A 20459-nucleotide genomic window follows, 5' to 3' on the forward strand; every position below is an offset into this window, starting at 1 on the left:
TTCGAAGCTCAAAATGTCACTTGTCTACTATGGCAAGTGGCATTTTTTTATTTCTAAATCAATCGGAAGCCCGACTTATTGTATAGGTGACAAGAAAAAAGCTTTGGCAAAAAGAGCTGAATTCAGATACAATAGGCCCATACAGATAATAGGATAACGTGCGATTTTACTGAAGGAATGGTACGATAATAAAGAAATATGGAAGTATCAGATGAAGGATGTGGATGAATCATGACAGCAGAAAATAAGCAAAAAGAAATTACTACATATATCGAACAGACACTTTATTTCCTGTCGAATAAAGCGGATCTTGAAAAATTCCAAACAATGCTTCAAAAAAATATCGATGAAAAAAGAGCTTCCTCCACGTCAACGACTGATTTTTATGATCGATTAATGTTAAATATTGCGTATTATGTGGAGAATAAAATGGCATGGACAGATCTTGTTCGGGAAACATTCAGTTCAGGAAAAGTGCCAACCGTTCCTTATATCGAAAATGAATTAATGGCACAGCAAATGCAAATCCGCCACAGTGTCGGAGAGAAAATGGACGATTACAAGAAAGCATTCCATCAGCAATATGATGCATTAAAGGTAGAGGATGAAGATGTGATTTACGATTATGCTTATGCATCCGTGGAGCATGCATACCGTATTGATTTTTTGACAGTTGCCTGTGCTAAAAATGCAAATATTTTAACAGAAGGCGATATCGAGGAAACAATCAAATTGCTGGATGGCTACATGGCTTATTACACGGACCAGCTTGTCAATAAAATGACGCTTTCTTAAAAGGAGATATAAAATGAACACACCATTTATTTATTTACACAAAGCACCTAAAGTAGATGCAGATAAGCAACCTGCGATTTTCTTGCTGCATGGATTAGGGAGCGATGAAAATGATTTAATACAACTTGTTGATTCGTTTTCAACAAATTGTCATATTTTTAGTTTGCAAGGACCGATTAAACATCGTCCGGGCTATGCATTTTATACATTTGAAGAAGAGGGTAAGCCGAATCGTGCCATTTTCGATAAAGTGCTGAAAGGTATAGAATTATTTATTAAAGAAGCTATTTGGGAATTCAATTTGGATGAACAGCAAATTTATGTTGTTGGCTTCAACCAAGGGGCAGCGATGGCACAGTCACTTGCGATGGTGATGGGCAATGCCATTCGTGGAACAGCAGCATTAAGCGGTTATTTACCGGAATTCGTTGCGCTTGAATATAGTAAAAAAACGATGGATAAATCTAAAATCTTTATTTCTCACGGGGAATATGATTATGATTTTCCGATTGAATGGGCAGAGCATGCCGTTCGTTTCTTCAATGACTATGACACGGACGTTACATTCAGAACCTATCCGGTAGGTCATGGAGTGAGCGAGCAAAATCTACATGATTTAATCGTATTCTTATCGAAAGATTTACCGAACACTATAAACTAAGAAAACAGCTGACGGAAGGTGATTTACTTCCCGTCAGCTGTTTTTTTCGTGTCCAGCAATTGTTCTGCTTCGGTAATAGACATCGGTTTATAGAAATAATAGCCTTGACCAGCAGGACAGCCAAGTTGTTGAAGCATTGCCAGTTGTTCTTCTGTTTCAATCCCTTCGGCAATGGGGCGCATTTGAATATTTTTCGCCAATTGGATAATCGTTTGTACGATTGCATACATCCCGGGTTCATCCATAGCGCTGATAAAGCTGCGGTCAATTTTGATTTCAGAAAAGGGCAACTGCGGTAAATAGCTTAATGAAGAAAAGCCGATACCAAAATCGTCGATTGAACATTCAATGCCCATAAGTCTTAGTTGATTTAGAATCTCTTTTGCTTTTTTAAAATCCACCAACTCAATGCTTTCCGTTACTTCCAGCTTTATATAATACGGTGGGACATTATATTGGTAAAATATATCCCTTATATTTTGCAGGAAATCCGGATCGTAAAAATGGTCCGGCGAAATATTGAGTGCAATCGGTAAAATCTTTTTATTCTCATTTATACGATTTTGTAGCCAGATAAGGATCTGTTTAAAGTTTAGTAAATCAATGGCTTTAATTTTTCCCGTTTGTTCAGCGATTGGGATATATTTTACCGGTGAAATGAAACCAAGTTTGCTCGAATTCCAACGAGATAATGCTTCAAAACCTTCCACTTCGATTGTCTGAAAGTTAATTTTAGGCTGCAAATAAACTTCAAATTCTTCATGTTGAAGCCCATAAGCCAATTGATTGAGGATATCCATTTCTTCCGTCAATTGTTTCGTACTATTATCTTCATATACTGCATAGCTCGTCCCAGTACGCTTCTGTGCATTGGATAAGGCGATATCTGCCTGATGAATGCTCTGCTCGACTGTCATCGACTCATTGAAGACTGTATAACCGATCTTTAATGTAATATAGATTTCTTTACCATCGATAATATATGGCAATTGTGTTATCGATTCAAGCTGCTGATTATAGGCAAGGAAGCAATCGTTTTCGTCAACTTTTCCGAAAATAAGCGAATTTGAAAAGCGTGAAATCAGTGAATCACTTTCCGGAAAATATATTTGCATACGATCCGCCACTTGACGGAGTAAGTCGGCTCCAGCGTTTCTTCCGTATAAATCAACGACCTTATTAAATTCAGTAGGATGTAGAATTGCGACTAATCCCGAGTTGCCAACATTGATCCATTCTGATAATTCAGATTTGAAATAATGCAGGTTTGGTAAATTTGTTTCAACATCAAAAAAGGCGAGTCTGCTAAGCTCAATTTTTTGTTCAGCATACTTAATTGCTAATTGGATCAGTAAGGCCAATCGATTTAAGTAATTAATATCTATTTGCTTTAATTCTGTTGGATCCTGATTGAACAGGGTCAAAATGCCGCTTACTTCATTTTGAGGAGTTAAAATAGGCTTTGTCCATGAACCTTGAACAAAATTAAGATGCCAATGTTTAAAAAGATCTATATGGTGATCTTTGGGAGCAAAGTCTTTTAAATAAACTGCGTTTGAATTCAGGCTAGTGTTAGGTGTGATTTCCAGTATATTAAGTTCATTAATAATTTCCAATGGCAATGAATGCGTACCTAACGATTTAATTTCACAATTTTCATCAAAAATGTGAATGGCACAATACACATCGCGAATATAGAAAAGTTCAATCTTCTCGGTAATTAAATTTAAAATGGACTGCAGGTTATCTTCATGATCAATCGCTTCATAAACTTCATGCTCCAATTTATAAACCATTTTATTTAACTCTGCTTCCGTTGTATCTTCGCAAGTTAATAAAATATACTGAATCACGTTGTCTTCATTTCGAATCGGATGCAGTATAATTGTGTTCCAAAAAGCGGATCCTTCTTTCGTATAATGCAAAATCGTAAATTTTTTCGCTACACCTGATTTTAAATGTAAATTTAATTCTTCAATAGAGGTTTCATTCGTTCTGTGTCCATTCAAAATATTGATATTTTGATGAAGTAATTCTTTCATTTCGAATGATGTAAATTTTAAAAAGTGTGGATTAGCATGTAAAATAGGTAAATTTTCATCATTTATATCAATGATGAGCGATCCTTTCGAAAGCTGGTTACTTAAGGTTTTTAGCCAATTAAATAAGCGGTCTTTTGATAGGGGTATAAATTGATCAATGGTCATTCTAACTTCCCCTTTAAAAAGTAATGTGTATTTTAACTAAAGTATAACAAAATTCCTATAAATTTAAAGTGAGATTATATTAATATAAAAATATCCCTTTCAATTAAGTCTAAAGTACTTAATAAAAATTAGGGTATATTAAGGTATATTAACTATTTTAACGCAAAAAAAAGAAACTAGTAAATATGGAATTTACTAGTTACTGTGAACCTTATTTTCGATATTCATCGATTTTAGTTGTAATTTTATCTTTTACATCAGCAACTCTTTCTTGTGTTTCCCCTTTTAGCTGATCGCGCTGACCTTCGACTTGTAAAGAAGGATCATTTGTATTTTTACCGATTTCTTCTTTTACTTCACCTTTAATTTTGTTGCCTGCGCCTTTTAGTTTATCTGTAAATCCGTTTGACATAATATGACCTCCTAAAAGTTTAGATGGTAATCATATTCCCTCGTGTATTAATACTAAACAAAGTGGATAGAAAAGTCGGATTAGAGCAAAATTTGTGTGTAGGTTTTATACAAGTGATGAAGAATCTCCTGACCCACTTCTTTTATAAGTGTCTCACCATCCATTATCATGGATACTTTTGTTTTTGTTTCATCCATTGTGCCATTGTTAAAAGAAAGTATAACTTCTACTTCGCCATTTTCTTTTAACAGTTCTTTTTGGTACGCAGAAAATGAATGCTGGGCAAATAAACCGTTATTTTGCCAAGTACCTGTGATTTTCAATTGCTGGGTTTCACCGCTGTCGTCATAATTCCACTCGACATCGCGTAATATAGTCTTAAATAAGTCGTTAATAGTAAAAGTTTGATTGTCGAATTCAATTTCAGTAGCTCGAATGAAGTGGACATCGATTGAAATCGCTGAAGCTGCTTCATTTGCCTTTGAATTAATACCTGCTGCCGCCTCTTTTAAATCCGCTACCGTATCACCACATCCAGCCAATAAAATTACAGTAAATAATACTAAACTAAATCTCCTCATTAGAGTCCCTCCAATGCTGTCATTTCATTCATCTTACTAAATTGTGATGAAAGATTCGCACCGATTTTGAAACAGATTGTGAAAGAATTGTAACAGTTCGTTAATCAGTTGAATAAAGATATTCTTTTCCGAAATTGTTTGCATTGTCTGTACATGAATAACGTTCGCAACTCTGGGTATGATTAGAAATAGATACGAATCGCTTGGCGCTGAAAAGTCCATCATCTAAATAATCGAAAGTGAGTGATTTTTAATGCGGATTAATGATGAATTGCTAGACAAACTTGGAATTTACTTTGTTTATCATGAAGTGTATAACAAATATGGCATTACTTTTGAAAGCTTTGTTGATCGTTGGACAAGAGGAATTCTGGAAATATAATTTTGCGTGAGTAAGAAGTATTAATAGAACATAAATTCATTTCACAAGAAAAAAAGATGCGACCTAGTGGGAGGACGTGTCTTTTTTTTCTATTTTCTTTTTGGAAAAAGTTGTTTACGATGAAACTAACTACATAAATGACTAAAGGAGAACAGACAATGAAAGTACGTGAATTGGGTATAACGATTGGACAATTGCCTCCAGGTGATAAAAACTGCATTACCGATATTGAAGGTGTAAGTGTCGGGCATGTGACATTGGATTATCCGTTAAATGATTCAGGTGATGTTGCCTGTACCGGAGTAACGGCTATTTTACCTCACCAAGGAAATCTTTTCCGGGAAAAGATGACAGCAGCCAGCTATGTATTAAACGGATTCGGAAAAACAACCGGTCTCGTTCAAGTGGACGAACTTGGTGTAATCGAGTCGCCTATTATGCTAACTAATACATTTGGGGTACCTAATGTATCACAAGGGACACTCCAGTATTTACTTGAACAGAACGAAGAGATAGGAATTTCGACTGGTACCGTTAATATCGTTGTCGGAGAATGTAATGATAGCCATTTAAACTCCATCCGTCATTTTCCGGTAAAACCTGAACATGCAATTGAAGCAATACAGCAAGCTAAAACAGATGTTATAGAAGAGGGAGCGGTCGGAGCAGGAAAAGGTATGGTTTGCTTCGGCTATAAAGGAGGAATTGGCAGCTCTTCACGCATTGTTGAAGATAAAGCTGGTCAAAAATATACTGTCGGATGCCTTGTATTGAGCAACTTTGGGAAGGCGAGCGAATTTTTAACAGACCGGTATAACGTTACGGCTGCCAACGGTGAATCGACAATTAGCCCTACAGACGGCTCTATTATTATTGTAATGGCGACAGATGCCCCATTAAGCAGCCGCCAGCTGAAACGAGTTATAAAACGTTGCGGAATAGGGTTAGGGAGAACAGGCAGCCATTATTCCCATGGAAGCGGAGATATTGTCATCGGTTTCACAACAGCTCGTACAATACAACATCAATTCGATGGAGAACTCGAAAGTCGCCGGCAGATTAGAGAAGATCATGACGTCATGAACTCATTATTTATGGCAGCTGCCGAAGCGACAGAAGAAGCAATACTGAATTCTTTGTCTCAAGCTACAACTACAACGGGAAGAAATAATCACAAAGTCCAAAGTTATAATTTTGTCGAATAATGTATCTTTTCGTTAGGAGGTTTATTGAGTCTTTTGCATAACAATTATGTAGAAGGCTTTTTTCTTATGAAAATATAATATCTATTGGGATAATATGCTTTAAATCTTTTTAAAATAATGCTATTTATCAAAGGTTTTAGCGCTTTATAATTTTATTATTTTATTTAGAAAACTATTAGAAAAAACTTCCACAATCGAAATAAGTATGGTATTTTATAGATTATAAATAAAAGACTGAAAAATCTAAATCTTCGAAAATGTTATTCTGGACTGATGAATAAATATAAATGAAAGGAGAATCGTATAAATGAAAGTATATATAAGTGCGGATATCGAGGGAATAACGGGCACAACGGTATGGAGTGAAACCGAACTGAGTGCTCCGGATTACGCCCAGTTTCAAAAACAAATGACAAAAGAAGTGCTTGCCGCAATTGAAGGAGCATTTGCAGGTGGTGCTACTGAAATTTTACTGAAAGATGCACATGATTCCGGCCGAAATATTCTTATTGAAAACCTGCCGGAGAATGTAAAAATCATTCGTGGCTGGACGCAAGAGCCGATGTGCATGGTTGCGGGATTGGATAGCAGTTTTGACCGGGCGATTTTTATTGGCTATCACAGTGAGGGCGGCAGTGAGAAGAACCCGCTTGCACATACACTAAGCTTATTGGCTGATGTCAAAATAAACGGGGAATATGCTAGTGAATTTTTAATAAATACATATGCAGCAGCACTCCATGATGTACCGGTTGCTTTTGTCAGCGGAGATCAGGCATTGACAGAACATATTGCCCGTTACAATGACCAAATCGTCACATTCGCGACAAAAGAGGGAATCGGTCATGCAACAATTAATGTAAGTCCGCAAACGACATTAAAACAGACAAAATATCTTGTAGAACAGGCAATGAAGATTGAACGTACAAAGCTTCAAATTGAATTGCCGAAACACTTTACGGTAGAAATTATTTACAAGGATCATATTAAAGCATACCGGAATTCGTTTTATCCAGGCGCGGCATTTAAACCGCATAATACGGTCCAGTTCGAAACGACCGATTATTTTGAAGTGTTGAGACTGTTACAATTTTTAACATAAAGCAGGTGAATTTATGAAAATATCAAAGGTTGAGGTGGGGCTTGTCGAGGCACCTCTTATTACCCCGTTTAAAACAGCACTACGCACAGTACATAGTATAAGAAATATCGTCGTCTTTATTTATACCGACAACGGGCTAATCGGCATTGGTGAAGCTGCGCCGACCCATGTTATTACAGGTGAGACACTTTCATCAATCCGCTATGCGATAGAAGAAGTCATTGCACCATCGATTATCGGAATTGAAATTGATGAAATTGCGCTGCTTTGTCAAAAGGTCGATGCGTGTCTCTACCAGAATACGAGTGCTAAAGCGGCGGTCGAAATTGCGCTTTATGATTTATGGGCGAAACAATACAATGCTCCCCTATATAAATTGCTAGGTGGCTACCGAAAGAACATAACGACGGACATCACTATTAGTGTGAATGGAACGGATGAAATGGTGAAAGACAGTTTAGCAGCTGTCAAACGGGGCTTTTCCATTTTAAAAGTGAAAGTCGGGAAAAATCCGGTGGAAGATGTGGAACGGGTTATGGCAATTCGAAAAGCAGTAGGGCCTGATATTACGTTAAGAGTAGATGCCAACCAAGGATGGACAGCAAAAGAAGCTGTAAAAATCATTGGACAGCTTGAAGATAAAGGGGCAGATATCGAACTCGTTGAACAGCCTGTACACTACAGTGATGTGAAGGGCATGCAATATGTCACAAGCAATACGTATACAAATATTTTGGCGGACGAAAGTGTATTTTCTCCAAAGCAAGCGATCGAGGTCATTGAAAAGCGGGCCGCGGATTTAATAAATATTAAGCTGATGAAAACAGGGGGTATTTCAAAAGCACAACAAATTAACCACATTGCAGAGGCAAATGGTGTCGCTTGTATGATTGGCTGTATGCTTGAAACAAAAATTAGTGTCAGTGCAGCTGCACATTTTGCAGCGGCCAGCAAAAATGTCACAATGGTCGATTTAGATGGACCAAGTTTGTGCAGTGAAGATCCAATTGAAGGGGGGCCGATTTTCGAAGGGGAGAATATTCAGATGACCGATGCTCCCGGTATCGGGTTATTAATAGAGGCTTACTTAGCCAGATAGAAAAGAGAAATGGGGGAAATGACTTTGAAAAAATCTTTGTTAGCGTTACTTTGTATGTTTGTACTTGTACTAGCAGCTTGTGGTGATTCATCGGATTCTGGTGAAACATCGGAATATCGAACAGTGTATTCCGGTGAAATTAAAACGCTGAACTATTTAAAAACAGCGGAAACAAATGAATTTGCATTATCAGCAAATTTAGTAGAAGGATTAATAGAATATGACCAATACGGAGTAGTTAAGCCAGGATTAGCAGAAAGCTGGGAATCCAATGAAGATGCAACTGTATGGACATTCAAACTTCGCGATGATGTAAAGTGGGTAGACCATGAAGGTAAAGATGTAGAAAATGTTGTTGCACAGGACTTTGTAGATGGTTTGAATTATGTGCTTGATGCGAAAAACGAATCTTCGACAGCGTGGATTGCAACAGTCGTGAAAAACGGTGATGCCTTCTACAACGGCGAAGTAACGGATTTCTCGCAAGTAGGTATCAAAGCGATCGATGAAACAACACTTGAATATACATTGGAAGCACCGACGCCATACTTTTTATCGATGCTGAACTATGTATGTTTCTTCCCGGTAAATGGAGAGTTCTTAGCCGAAAAAGGCGATACGTTCGGAACAACTCGTGAGAATATTTTATATAATGGCGCATATATTTTAGATAAATTCGAACCTCAGAATGAGCGTGTACTTGTGAAAAACGACGCTTACTGGGATAAAGAAACAGTGAAAATCGATCGTATCCGCTATAAATACAATAAGGAAGCGGCAACAGTTGCACCTGAACTGTTCCTTCGCGATGAAATTGATGGGGCACTAATTCCGACATCCATTTTGGATGAATGGTTAAACAGTGACGACAAAAAAGATTTAGTACGCCAAAACACAAATAACTTCTACACATACTTCTATGCATTAAACTTTGATCCGCAATATGATGCAGAGTATGAGCCTGAAAACTGGAAAGTGGCAGTTAATAATAAAGATTTCCGTAAATCGCTTTATCATGCGCTTGATCGTGTATCCGCGATGTTAACAATTGAGCCTTACAATCCACAAGATTTATTGTCAAATACAATTACACCAAAGAACTTTGTGGATGTTGAAGGTGTAGATTACACAATGCTTGAACCATTAAAAGCAATTACAGAAACAGATTCATTTAACAAAGATTTAGCTCTTGAACATAAAGAGGCGGCATTGGCTGCGTTAGCTGGTAAAGCAACATTCCCTGTAAAGGTATTATTACCTTACAACTCAGGTTCACCTGAATGGGCAAACCGTTCACAAGTAGTGGAACAGCAGCTTGAAAACCTTTTAGGTGCAGATTACATCGATGTGGAACTATATGCAGGTCCTGCTACAGGATTCCTTGGTGAAGTACGTCGCCCTGGTAAGTTTTCGATGCTTGAAGCAAACTGGGGTCCGGACTTTGCTGACCCGTCAACGTATACAGATCCATTTTCAGAAGGCGGAACATATAACAAGCCGGAGATGGCAGAAGGTTATAACAGTGAATATAACAAGCTAGTCGAAGCTGCAAAAGCAGAAGTAGATCCGGCAGTACGTTATGAGCTGTTTGCAAAGGCAGAGGCATTTTTAATTGAGGAAGCATTTGTTATTCCGTACGCTGTAGGCGGCGGTGGTTATACTGCTTCAAAATTAAATCCATTTGAATCACAATATTCGCCATTTGGTGTTACATCCGAGAAGTTTAAAGGTCAGTCTATCCTAGAAAAGCCAATGAGTAATGAAGAATTCAAGTCTGCTAAAGAAGCATGGGAAAAAGAACGTGCGGAAGCATTAGCAAACACTTCTAATTAATACGTAGGCATTTTAAATGGAGGTAGATTAGGAGATGACAGGATGTTTCTGCATCTCCTTTCTGCTTTTATATACTTCATTCGGATGATGTTACGGATTCATTAAAAGAGTAATTGGCGCAAGCGACAAACAAGACACCGGACGTCATTACGCCGAGGAATTACTGAGGAGGGAACGTGTTTGTTAAAGTATATTGCGAAACGATTCGCGCAATCCATATTGACGTTATTTATCATTGTGACAATAGTTTTCTCCCTGTTACGATTAATGCCTGATGAAGGCTATTTAGGCGCGGCAGCAGAAAAAATGTCGCCAGAACAACAGGAAATCTATTTAACAAATCTTGGCTTACGGGATCCGTTATTAGTCCAACTAAAAAACTTCTACATTGACCTTATTCAAGGCGACTTAGGAAAATCGATTACATACCGTACAGATGTACCAGTACTTGACATTATTCAAGATAAAATGATGTATTCCATATTGTTCGGATTAGGGGCTGTAGCACTCTCATTACTAGTTGGTGTACCGTTGGGCATTTTAATGGCGCAGTTTAAAGGACGCTGGCTCGACAGGCTTGGCACAGGCTATATCGTTATTGTAGTAGCGGTACCGGCGATGGTTTATTTCCTCATGATTCAGATGTATATTTCGGAATGGCTCAATTTGCCGATGCTGTTTGATGAATACAATCCCCGGAGTTTTATTTTACCGTTAATCTGTTTGGCACTTGGTCCGATTGCTTCATATGCAATGTGGATGCGACGCTATATGGTGGATGAGCTGAACAAGGATTATATTAAGCTGGCACGTGCAAAAGGTGTGACAGAGCGTACGATTATGTTCCGCCATGTGATGAGAAACGCCTTCATACCCATGGCTCAATATTTACCGGCAACAATTTTATTTACGATTACCGGTTCGATTTACATTGAATCATTATTTTCGATTCCAGGTATGGGTGGGTTGCTCGTAGATGCGATTCAGCGCCAGGATAACAATGTCGTACAAGGTTTAGTGCTTGTATTTTCTTCACTAGGGATCATTGGGTTAATCTTAGGGGACTTACTGATGGCAATTGTTGACCCTCGAATTAAACTAGGGAAAGGGGACAGTGTACGCTAATGGGAATTTTCACGAAAGAGATTCAGAATATTTCGGAAAAATCAACAGAACAGCTGCATGATCATATGTTTGACTTTGCCGCTGTCGATGATGCAAAAGCGGAAGAAACAGCTTATTCCAATTACTCTTATTGGCGTTCGACCTTCCGCTCCTTTAGTAAAAATAAAATTGCAGTATTTTTGCTTGTCTTTGTCATCGTATTGATGGCATTTACATTTGTCCAACCTTATTTACCAGATCAGAAATCGCCGACTCAGATTTATTTAAATCCGGATACAGGAATGCAGGACCGGAATGTTGCTCCAAATGATGAATATATTTTTGGGACAAACTCAATCGGTCAGGATTTATGGTCCCGAATTTGGGAAGGGACAAGAACTTCTTTATTTATCGGTTTTGCAGTAGCGATTATCGAAGTTCTGATCGGCTTTACAGTTGGGGCTTTGTGGGGCTATTCGAGAAAGCTCGAGGTACCGATCACCCAGCTATACAATATCGTGGATAATATTCCGACAACGATTGTGCTGATTTTAATGGCATATATTTTACGGCCTGGCATATCGACGATCATTATTGCCATGTGTATAACCGGCTGGGTTGAAATGGCGCGCTTCCTGCGAAATCAGATCGTCATACTGCGCGACCGTGAGTACAATCTGGCATCGAAAACATTAGGAACACCCGGCTACAAAATCATCTTGAAAAACCTGCTCCCATACTTAATTTCGGTCATTATGCTGCGAATGAGTTTAGCAGTGCCGGCAGCAATTGGTGCGGAAGTATTTTTAACATATATCGGTCTTGGATTACCGGTTAGTGAGCCATCATTAGGAAACTTGATCAATGAAGGACGGGTACTGATGATGTCACCGGATTTACGTTATCAGCTTATTTTCCCAAGTATCGTGCTGAGTGTCATTACGATTGCCTTTTATATTATCGGGAATGCATTTGCAGATGCGGCAGATCCGAAAAATCATGTTTAAAGAGGGGGGCGTTATATGGAACAGGAAAAAATATTATCCATCGAAAATCTAGTCATAAAATTTAAACTGCGTGGACAAACATTGACGGCTATCCGTGATATTTCGCTCGATTTATATAAAGGGGAAAGTCTTGCAATCGTTGGAGAATCTGGTTCAGGGAAATCAGTGTTAGTAAAATCAATCATGGGTCTGCTTGATAAAAACGGCTATATTGCGGATGGACAAATCCACTTTGACGGTCATGATTTATCGAAATTTAAAACAGAGGCAGATTGGCTGAAAGTTCGCGGCAAAAAAATCGCCATGGTTACACAAGACCCGATGACATCGCTTAATCCGCTGAAAACAATCGGAAAGCAGATTGAAGAAAGTGTCGTGCTGCACCAAGGTTTGAAGGGCAATGATGCGTATGAAAAAACATTGCAGCTGCTGCGCGATGTTGGAATTCATGATGTTGCGCGCCGCTATAAGCAATACCCGCATGAATTTTCCGGGGGGATGCGTCAGCGAATCGTGATCGCGATTGCTGTTGCCTGCAATCCGCAAATCCTAATATGTGATGAGCCGACAACAGCACTTGATGTAACGATACAAGCACAAATATTGCAGCTGTTAACCAATTTACAGGAGAAATATTTGCTGTCGACAATTTATATTACCCATGATTTAGGAGTCGTTGCAAAAGTCGCGGACAGAATTGCGGTTATGTATGCAGGGGATATTATTGAAGTTGGACAAACCGAGGAAGTATTTTTCGACGCGAAACATCCGTATACATGGGCATTGATTTCATCACTCCCTCAATTAGGAAATAAGGGCGAGGAATTATATTCAATCAAAGGAACACCGCCGAATTTGTTTAAAGAAATAAAAGGGGATGCGTTTGCACCTAGGAATCAATATGCATTGAAAATCGACTTTGTTGAACGTCCGCCTTTTTTCAAAGTGACCGATACCCATTATGCACGCACGTGGCTGCTTGATCCAAAGGCACCGAAAGTAGAGCCGCCTGAAGTGTTGCAAGCCTTTTTCGCAGAAGGGAGACAATATGCAAATGACTAAAATTAATAAAGAAAAACTGATTGAAGTGAAAAATATTGATATCGTTTTTGGACAAGGTAAAAAACAGTTCAAAGCGGTAGATAACGTGAGCTTCGATATATATAAAGGTGAAACATTCGGGCTTGTAGGGGAATCCGGTTCCGGGAAAACGACAATCGGCCGTGCGATTATGCGTATTAACCCGATAACAAACGGAGAAATTCTATTCCATGGAAAACCGATTAATGGCCGTATTTCCAGTGCATGGGACCGTGAGATTACACAAAAGATTCAAATGATTTTCCAGGACCCGGGCGCATCTTTGAATGAACGGGCAAAGGTTGACTATATTGTTTCGGAAGGCCTGATCAATAATAAAAGGTACAGCAATGAACAGGAGCGGATCGATAAAGTAAAAAAAGCATTACTGGAAGTCGGGCTGCTGCCGGAATTTGCTTCACGTTTCCCGCATGAATTTTCAGGCGGGCAGCGTCAACGGATCGGCATTGCCAGAGCGCTAGTCATGGAACCGGAATTTATCGTAGCGGATGAACCAATCTCTGCACTGGACGTTTCGATTCGAGCTCAAGTCTTGAACTTATTGTCCAGCTTACAGGAACATCGTGAGTTAACGTATTTATTTATCGCCCATGACTTGTCGATTGTCCGCTTTATTACAGATCGGACGGCGGTCATTTATAAGGGGAAAATCGTTGAACTGGGTGAAACGGAAAAGCTGTTCAACAATCCGCTGCATCCTTACACGAAAGCATTACTGGCAGCCGTTCCAGAACCGAACCCGCTAAAAGAGCGCAGAAAAAAGCTGCAAGTGTACGATCCAACTGTTCATCAGTATGAAATGGATCCACCTGAATTTGTTGAAATTGAAGAAGGACATTTCGTATTGGCCAATCAAGAAGAGCAGGCACAGTATCGGACGGTGCTTGCCGGAAGTGGAGTGTAGTCGATGGCAATGATAATTCCAAGGTCACTGAAAAAAGGCGATACTGTAGCATTAATTAGCGCATCCGGAGCAACACCCGAACATCGTATCGAACGTGCTATCCAGGCAGTGGAGAAGTTGGGTTTCCGTGTTGTTGTGGGGGAAACGTGCAGAGCGCGACACGGTTATTTTGGAGGCAGTGATGAGCTGAGGGCAAAAGAATTAAATGACATGTTCCGGAATCCTGAAATTGACGGTATTTTTTGTATTCGTGGAGGCTATGGGGCGACACGTATTTTACCAATGCTTGATCTGAAGATGATTAAAGAAAACCCGAAAGTATTTGCTGGCTATAGTGATGTGACAGCACTGCATATTGTTTTCAATCAGCAATGCGGTTTTGTAACGTACCATACACCGATGCCATCAACTGAATTTATTCGTCCTGAAATGGATGACTATACATGGGGATATTTCATCAACAGTGTGACGAATACTGAGTGGAATGATTATTTCCTGGAAAATGCAAATGGCCAGAAAATGAACACGGTTGTGCCCGGTATTGCTACAGGAGAACTAGCTGGAGGGAATTTAACACTTGTTGCGGCATCTCTTGGGACACCATACGAGGTTGATTTGAAAGGCAAGATTCTTTTTTTGGAAGACATCGATGAAAATGTGCAACGGATCGACCGGATGCTGACACAGCTGTCATTGTCGGGGAAACTTCAGCAGCTGTCAGGTATTTTGCTGGGTGGTTGGACGGATTGTGGACCAATGGATTTAAATAACGCAGAAAATAATTTGAGTTTGGATATGGTATTTGAAGAAATTTTAGTACCTTTGAATATTCCAATATTAAAAGATGTAACATGTGGTCATGTGCTGCCGACGATGTCATTGCCGCTTGGTAAAACCGTCACAATCGATGCGACGAATAAATCAATTCGGGTTGTAGGTTAGTTTGATGCATGAACAACTTAATCGTATTATTGCACAGTCCCCATATAAAGTGCATGTCATTGTAGAAGATTACAATACTAACGATATCGTCTGGAAAAATCGGGACGAGGAAATTTTCGGCAGTGCAAGTATAATCAAAGTGCCGATTCTCATTGCTATTTTGGCTCATCTGCAAAAAACGAATGGCAATATGAATCACGTTTACGAGATTGAGCCGGAAAACATGGTCGAGTTCAGTGTGATTACTGAGCAGAGAAAAACTCGAGCTAAACTGCACGAGCTATTACTTTGGATGACGATTACGAGTGACAATACAGCAACAAACGTATGTATCGATCTATTAGGCATGGATGGATTCAATAACTATTTTAAAGAAATCGGCTTACATAATACTCGGGTCCAGCGGAAAATGATGGATTTTGAACGTCAAAAGCTTGGCTTTGATAATGAAACAACAGCGCAGGATATGCAGCACCTTTTCCGGCAAATATATAGAGGTACGCTACTAACAAAAGAGTGGAATGCCGTTGCACTCGATATTTTAAGCAGGCAGCGCAGTAATGAATCACTCAAACGCTATATCGTAGATGATGTGAAAATGGCGCATAAAACAGGCGGTCTCGATACGGTCGACCATGACACTGGAATTATTTTTGCAAAAGAACGCGATTATTTTATCGGAGTTTTCATTACAGAAGTGACCGACAATGACAAAGCGAGACAAATGATTGGTACTATTTCTAAAATCGTCTATGACTATTTTACAAAACAGGAGGAGGGAATCGATTGAATGCCGTTGTGAAAATGAAAATTGCGAGTTTACATGCAGCACCGGACCGACATTCTGAGTTAATCGATGAAGCGTTGTACGGGATGCCAGTCGAAGTACAAGAAGAAATTGATGAAAATTGGGTCAAAATACGAACGTTTTACCGTTACGAAGGCTACACACTAAAATCCAACTTGTATCTCGGAAGTGAACCTACTGCAAACTGGGTATATGAAGCGAATGATGTCGTAATACAAAGCTTTGCCGATGTCCTTAAAGTACCAAAAATACAAAGTGAAAACATTATCACATTGACACGAGGCGCCTTTATTAAAGTGGTACTGGAAGCAGGTCTTGATCCTACATGGGCAAAAGTGCAGCTTGTTACAGGGGAAGAAGGGTATGTACGGGCAGCCTGGATTCAGGATCGTATTAAAGTATATACGACAAATGAAGAAGTATTTCGCAAGCAAGTCGTGGAAACAGCTTTTCGCTATATAGGGACACCATACCGATGGGGTGGAAAGACGCCTATAGGTATTGACTGTTCAGGTCTTGTATCAATGGCGTATATGCTGAACGGTGCTTACATTTACCGTGACGCGAAAATAGAGGAAGGTTTCCCATTAAGGAAAATAGAAGGCGACAACTTAAAGCCGGGAGATCTGATTTTCTTCCCTGGCCATGTAGCGATGTATATTGGAAAAGACGAGTATATCCATTCCTCTCTAGGCGGGAACGAGGTCAATGTGAATAGCCTGAACTTGCAGCATGAGAATTACCGTGAAGACTTGGCCACAACGATTACGGAGTACGGCAGTATTTTTTAATCCAACAAAAAAGGGTCAACTCAGCAAGATTACGCTGAGTTGGCCCTTTTAGTTTCAATGGAAATTGGTTTAGTTCAATTAAAAGTTTTTAAGGATCCAATCGTTAGCTTCTACCCAATTATTAACGCGAATGACGTTATTCGGTACAGGCATTTGATTGTACGGTGTATCAAATAAAATGACAGGGATTTTAAGCTCTTCGGCAATTTCCACTGCATTATCATGTTTGTCTTCGAAAAAAGCTTCTACTGCATGTTTTTTTGCGATGGCAATTTTGTTATGACTGCCGATACATTCGATATGGTCGTAAGGTACTTTAAATTGGTCAAACCAGTTTTTCGTAATATCGAAAACATTTTCTCCACGTGCAGAAATATAATAAAGCTCATACTGGTTTTGCCAGGCTGTTAAAATACGGTGTGCATCTGCAGCAAGCTCACTCACTTCATACATTCGTGGCTCGTTTTCTTTAAACCAGGCCTGAAACTGTGCGCGGTCTATAGGGTGCGGAAAGCCACTTAAAAAATCATATTCCGTTACATCTTGTAGCGTCATATTAATGTTGTACTGTTTATTAATATGTGGAATCAATGTGGCAGGACATGTAACAGTCCCGTCAATATCAATGCCGAACCGATGTTTTAAGTTTGTCATTTCCATTACCTCATTTCTTTAAACAGTTGCATTTGCTTCTGCTTCACGCTTTGCCACCATTTCAGCAGCTAATTTATCGATTTCTTTCTTCAGTTCTTCCACCATTGTTTCTTCCGGAACTTTACGAACTGTTTTACCTTTCATGAATAAAAGCCCTTCGCCACGTGCACCGGCAATACCGATATCTGCTTCACGTGCTTCACCAGGACCGTTTACTGCACAGCCTAAAACAGCTACTTTTAACGGAACATTCAGTTTTGAAATATATTCTTCAACTTCGTTGGCAATTGAAATTAAATCAATTTCGATACGGCCACAAGTCGGACAAGAAATTAATGTCGCCATATTTGATGCCAAGCCGAATGATTTTAATAATTCACGAGCTACTTTAATTTCTTCCACTGGATCTGCAGATAAAGAAATACGTAAAGTATTCCCGATACCTTTAGATAAAATCGCACCTAAACCGGCAGCTGATTTAACAGTACCGGCAAATAATGTACCAGATTCTGTAATACCTAAATGAAGTGGATAATTGAATGCTTTTGATGCTTTTTCATATGCTTCAATTGCCAAGTTTACGTCTGATGCTTTCATCGAAACGATAATGTCATGGAAATCCAAGTCTTCTAAAATTTTAATGTGGTGCAATGCAGATTCTACCATTCCATCTGCAGTAGGGTAACCGTATTTTTCGAGGATATGGCGCTCTAAAGAACCGGCGTTAACACCGATTCGGATTGGTATACCTTTTGCTTTTGCCGCATTTACAACTGCCTCTACTTTTTCGCGGCGCCCGATGTTACCTGGGTTGATACGTACTTTATCAATGCCACCTTCAATGGCTTTTAATGCTAATTTGTAATCAAAATGAATATCCGCTACTAATGGGATATTAATTTGTTTTTTTATTTCAGGTATTGCATTTGCAGCACGCTCATCTGGTACTGCAATACGTACGATTTGACAACCTGCCTCTTCTAAACGTTTAATTTCGGCAACTGTTGCTTCTACATCATGTGTTTTCGTCGTACACATACTTTGGATTACGACTTCGTTATTACCACCAATTGTTAAGTTACCGACACGCACAGGACGTGTTTTCGTACGGTGAACGATTTCACTCATGAAAAATTCTCTCCTTTTCAGGCTTTTAATGTGTTACATCTCCTAATAGATATAACGATATGTAAGCCGTCACTGTTCCTTATTTTATCAGTGTATGAAAAGAAGAACAAGGAAGAAACATTATGAAGTCAATTTAGACAATTTTCCTTCACGTTCGAGATGATTGGGATTAGGACAGTATCTCCTGGTACAAGTGGCTGTAAATTTAAATGCGGATTAAGTTGATAAAATTGGGCAAGTCTTTCAGGGAAAGTAGTTTTAATAGGTGAGGGTGTTGCTGAAAATAGGCTGTAAATGGTATCGTCCTGCTGAATTTTCACGACTACATAGCTTCCTTTTTCTGCTTCCTCGCACGATTGCGGAGCAGCATAAAAGGAGGCTAATGGGAGCGTACCTTCCTGTAAATCTACTTTAATGACAAACGCAAACAGCAAAAGCACAATGGAAGCTATTAAAAAGCGCAAAAAAATCCTCCTTATCTCTACAGATCAACTCGTTAATAGATTGTTAAACTATATGATTCATAAGGAGAATTTATTATTTTTGTACGGGATATTTTGTTAATGCAACGATTATAAAGAGCATTGTAATAAAAATACTGCTAATTGTGATAACTGTTTGTGAGAATATAAACAGATTTCCGAACATCGTTATAAATGTTCCCCAAGTACTTGCAAAAACAGCTGTTCGCCATACTTGCCGATATTCGCCGCGGCGTCTCATCGGCTTAACGAAAAACAGACCTGCAAGTGCATATAAACTTACTTTAATAAAATAAATCGACGTATTCAGTACGAATAAAAATACAATGGCAATCGGATAAACAATCCACTCTATATTCTTGGCATATTGTTCAATTTCCGAATAGCCGAAAATCTCGGCTGTACCGGTATTGATAAATTGACCGAATGAAAAAGCGGTAATGAGGGTAATCATTAAAAAGGCATACTGCATCACTTTACCGATTGATAGAATTCGGTAAGCACCCAATTTTTTAGGGCTCGTTAAACTATGTATAAATAACTGCATATGTGAAATTTTCATAATAATCGAATACTCCTTTAAAAGTAGTGTAACATGAAAAAATTTTGATTTGAACTCGGAAAAATAAATTGAATCTTTTCTTCGTACATTACGTATAATTTGTGAAAACATAATTAGGAAGAAGATTTGAAAGGATGTGAAATGAGTGGATATTATTGCATGGACACTTATTATAGCGCTGTTTGTGATTGCGTTTATCGGTTTAGTATATCCGATTATCCCATCCGTCTTATTTTTACTTGGCGGGTTTATCGTTTATGGGCTATTTTACAGTTTTACCGAATTGCCGTGGTGGTTCTGGGTAATTGAGCTTCTCTTTGTTGCACTGTTATTTGCAGCGGATACGATCTCAAATCTCGTCGGAGTGAAAAAATTCGGCGGATCAAAAGCTGGGATGTGGGGAAGTACGATTGGTCTATTGATCGGTCCATTTGTTATTCCGTTTGCGGGTATTATCGCGGGGCCGTTTATCGGTGCGATCATCGGTGAATTAATTGTGACACGAAGCAATCTACAGCAGGCAATTAAAGTTGGTGTTGGTTCAGTTGTAGGATTTTTAACATCGGTCGTAACAAAAGGGATTATTCAAGTGGTTATGATTGTCTTATTTTTTATTGCCATTTAGTTTAGGATTGAAGGATATTGAATTGATAAGGAGCAAATATTTGTAAAATCAAATAGATATCGCTTACACTAGTA

21 protein-coding genes are annotated in these 20459 nt (G+C 38.9%); 14 read left to right on the plus strand and 7 right to left on the minus strand.

Annotated features, from left to right (window positions below):
* Positions 1 to 231 precede the first annotated feature (231 nt).
* Positions 232 to 795, plus strand: a complete 564-nt coding sequence (locus M3166_RS01895; RefSeq protein WP_251686811.1) for a DNA helicase — start codon at positions 232 to 234, stop codon at positions 793 to 795.
* A 13-nt stretch (positions 796 to 808) separates the two neighbouring features.
* Positions 809 to 1456, plus strand: coding sequence for an alpha/beta hydrolase (locus tag M3166_RS01900; RefSeq protein WP_251686813.1), 648 nt, complete (start codon positions 809 to 811; stop codon positions 1454 to 1456).
* Positions 1457 to 1479: 23 nt separating this feature from the next.
* On the opposite strand, the gene M3166_RS01905 is transcribed toward M3166_RS01900, so the two are convergent.
* From M3166_RS01905 to M3166_RS01915, 3 genes are all read right to left on the minus strand, one after another.
* Positions 1480 to 3663, minus strand: coding sequence for an EAL domain-containing protein (locus tag M3166_RS01905; RefSeq protein ID WP_251686815.1), 2184 nt, complete (start codon positions 3661 to 3663; stop codon positions 1480 to 1482).
* Between the two features lie 211 nt (positions 3664 to 3874).
* Positions 3875 to 4075 carry a CsbD family protein gene (locus M3166_RS01910; protein ID WP_008407565.1) on the minus strand — a complete coding sequence of 67 codons (201 nt, stop codon included), beginning with the start codon at positions 4073 to 4075 and terminating at the stop codon, positions 3875 to 3877.
* 80 nt (positions 4076 to 4155) lie between these two features.
* The gene (locus M3166_RS01915; RefSeq protein WP_251686817.1) at positions 4156 to 4656 is read right to left on the minus strand and encodes a 23S rRNA methyltransferase; all 501 of its coding nucleotides are present in this window, start codon (positions 4654 to 4656) and stop codon (positions 4156 to 4158) included.
* 540 nt (positions 4657 to 5196) lie between these two features.
* Here M3166_RS01915 and M3166_RS01920 point away from each other — a divergent pair.
* From M3166_RS01920 to M3166_RS01970, 11 genes are all read left to right on the plus strand, one after another.
* Complete coding sequence (locus M3166_RS01920; protein ID WP_251686820.1) at positions 5197 to 6243, plus strand: P1 family peptidase; 1047 nt, start codon at positions 5197 to 5199, stop codon at positions 6241 to 6243.
* A gap of 307 nt (positions 6244 to 6550) precedes the next feature.
* Positions 6551 to 7345, plus strand: a complete 795-nt coding sequence (locus M3166_RS01925; protein ID WP_251686822.1) for a M55 family metallopeptidase — start codon at positions 6551 to 6553, stop codon at positions 7343 to 7345.
* Between the two features lie 13 nt (positions 7346 to 7358).
* Positions 7359 to 8444, plus strand: a complete 1086-nt coding sequence (locus M3166_RS01930) for a dipeptide epimerase (RefSeq protein WP_251686824.1) — start codon at positions 7359 to 7361, stop codon at positions 8442 to 8444.
* An 18-nt stretch (positions 8445 to 8462) separates the two neighbouring features.
* Positions 8463 to 10277: a peptide ABC transporter substrate-binding protein gene (locus M3166_RS01935; protein ID WP_251686826.1), complete on the plus strand. Its 1815-nt coding sequence runs from the start codon at positions 8463 to 8465 to the stop codon at positions 10275 to 10277.
* Between the two features lie 180 nt (positions 10278 to 10457).
* Positions 10458 to 11402 carry an ABC transporter permease gene (locus tag M3166_RS01940; RefSeq protein ID WP_251686827.1) on the plus strand — a complete coding sequence of 315 codons (945 nt, stop codon included), beginning with the start codon at positions 10458 to 10460 and terminating at the stop codon, positions 11400 to 11402.
* Positions 11402 to 12388, plus strand: coding sequence for an ABC transporter permease (locus tag M3166_RS01945; RefSeq protein ID WP_251686830.1), 987 nt, complete (start codon positions 11402 to 11404; stop codon positions 12386 to 12388). The genes M3166_RS01940 and M3166_RS01945 overlap by 1 nt, the downstream gene beginning before the upstream one ends.
* Before the next feature lie 15 nt (positions 12389 to 12403).
* A complete protein-coding gene (locus tag M3166_RS01950; RefSeq protein WP_008407551.1) occupies positions 12404 to 13450 on the plus strand; it encodes an ABC transporter ATP-binding protein in 1047 nt (348 codons plus the stop codon).
* Complete coding sequence (locus M3166_RS01955; RefSeq protein WP_251686832.1) at positions 13443 to 14393, plus strand: oligopeptide/dipeptide ABC transporter ATP-binding protein; 951 nt, start codon at positions 13443 to 13445, stop codon at positions 14391 to 14393. The genes M3166_RS01950 and M3166_RS01955 overlap by 8 nt, the downstream gene beginning before the upstream one ends.
* 3 nt (positions 14394 to 14396) lie before the next feature.
* Positions 14397 to 15335 carry a S66 peptidase family protein gene (locus M3166_RS01960; protein WP_251686834.1) on the plus strand — a complete coding sequence of 313 codons (939 nt, stop codon included), beginning with the start codon at positions 14397 to 14399 and terminating at the stop codon, positions 15333 to 15335.
* 4 nt (positions 15336 to 15339) lie between these two features.
* The gene (locus tag M3166_RS01965) at positions 15340 to 16125 is read left to right on the plus strand and encodes a serine hydrolase (RefSeq protein WP_251686836.1); all 786 of its coding nucleotides are present in this window, start codon (positions 15340 to 15342) and stop codon (positions 16123 to 16125) included.
* Complete coding sequence (locus M3166_RS01970; RefSeq protein WP_251686838.1) at positions 16122 to 16934, plus strand: C40 family peptidase; 813 nt, start codon at positions 16122 to 16124, stop codon at positions 16932 to 16934. Before M3166_RS01965 ends, M3166_RS01970 begins: the two co-directional genes overlap by 4 nt.
* Positions 16935 to 17012: 78 nt before the next feature.
* Here M3166_RS01970 and M3166_RS01975 read toward each other — a convergent pair whose 3' ends face one another.
* The 4 genes from M3166_RS01975 to M3166_RS01990 all read right to left on the minus strand — a co-directional run bounded on the left by M3166_RS01975 (position 17013) and on the right by M3166_RS01990 (position 19760).
* Positions 17013 to 17588 (minus strand): 5' nucleotidase, NT5C type, encoded by a 576-nt coding sequence (locus tag M3166_RS01975; protein ID WP_251686840.1) that lies wholly within the window; start codon positions 17586 to 17588, stop codon positions 17013 to 17015.
* 18 nt (positions 17589 to 17606) lie between these two features.
* The gene (gene ispG, locus M3166_RS01980) at positions 17607 to 18716 is read right to left on the minus strand and encodes a flavodoxin-dependent (E)-4-hydroxy-3-methylbut-2-enyl-diphosphate synthase (protein ID WP_079527831.1); all 1110 of its coding nucleotides are present in this window, start codon (positions 18714 to 18716) and stop codon (positions 17607 to 17609) included.
* A gap of 128 nt (positions 18717 to 18844) precedes the next feature.
* On the minus strand, positions 18845 to 19180 hold the full coding sequence (locus tag M3166_RS01985) for a hypothetical protein (protein ID WP_251686843.1): 336 nt from the start codon (positions 19178 to 19180) through the stop codon (positions 18845 to 18847).
* A 73-nt stretch (positions 19181 to 19253) separates the two neighbouring features.
* Entirely contained in the window at positions 19254 to 19760 is a 507-nt protein-coding gene (locus M3166_RS01990) for a DUF1189 family protein (RefSeq protein WP_251686845.1), read from the minus strand.
* A 145-nt stretch (positions 19761 to 19905) separates the two neighbouring features.
* Here M3166_RS01990 and M3166_RS01995 point away from each other — a divergent pair, with 145 nt between their 5' ends.
* Positions 19906 to 20385, plus strand: coding sequence for a DUF456 domain-containing protein (locus M3166_RS01995; protein WP_251686847.1), 480 nt, complete (start codon positions 19906 to 19908; stop codon positions 20383 to 20385).
* Positions 20386 to 20459 lie beyond the last annotated feature (74 nt).

This window comes from Solibacillus isronensis (assembly GCF_023715405.1).
In the GTDB taxonomy this organism is placed as follows: Bacteria; Bacillota; Bacilli; order Bacillales_A; family Planococcaceae; genus Solibacillus; species Solibacillus isronensis_B.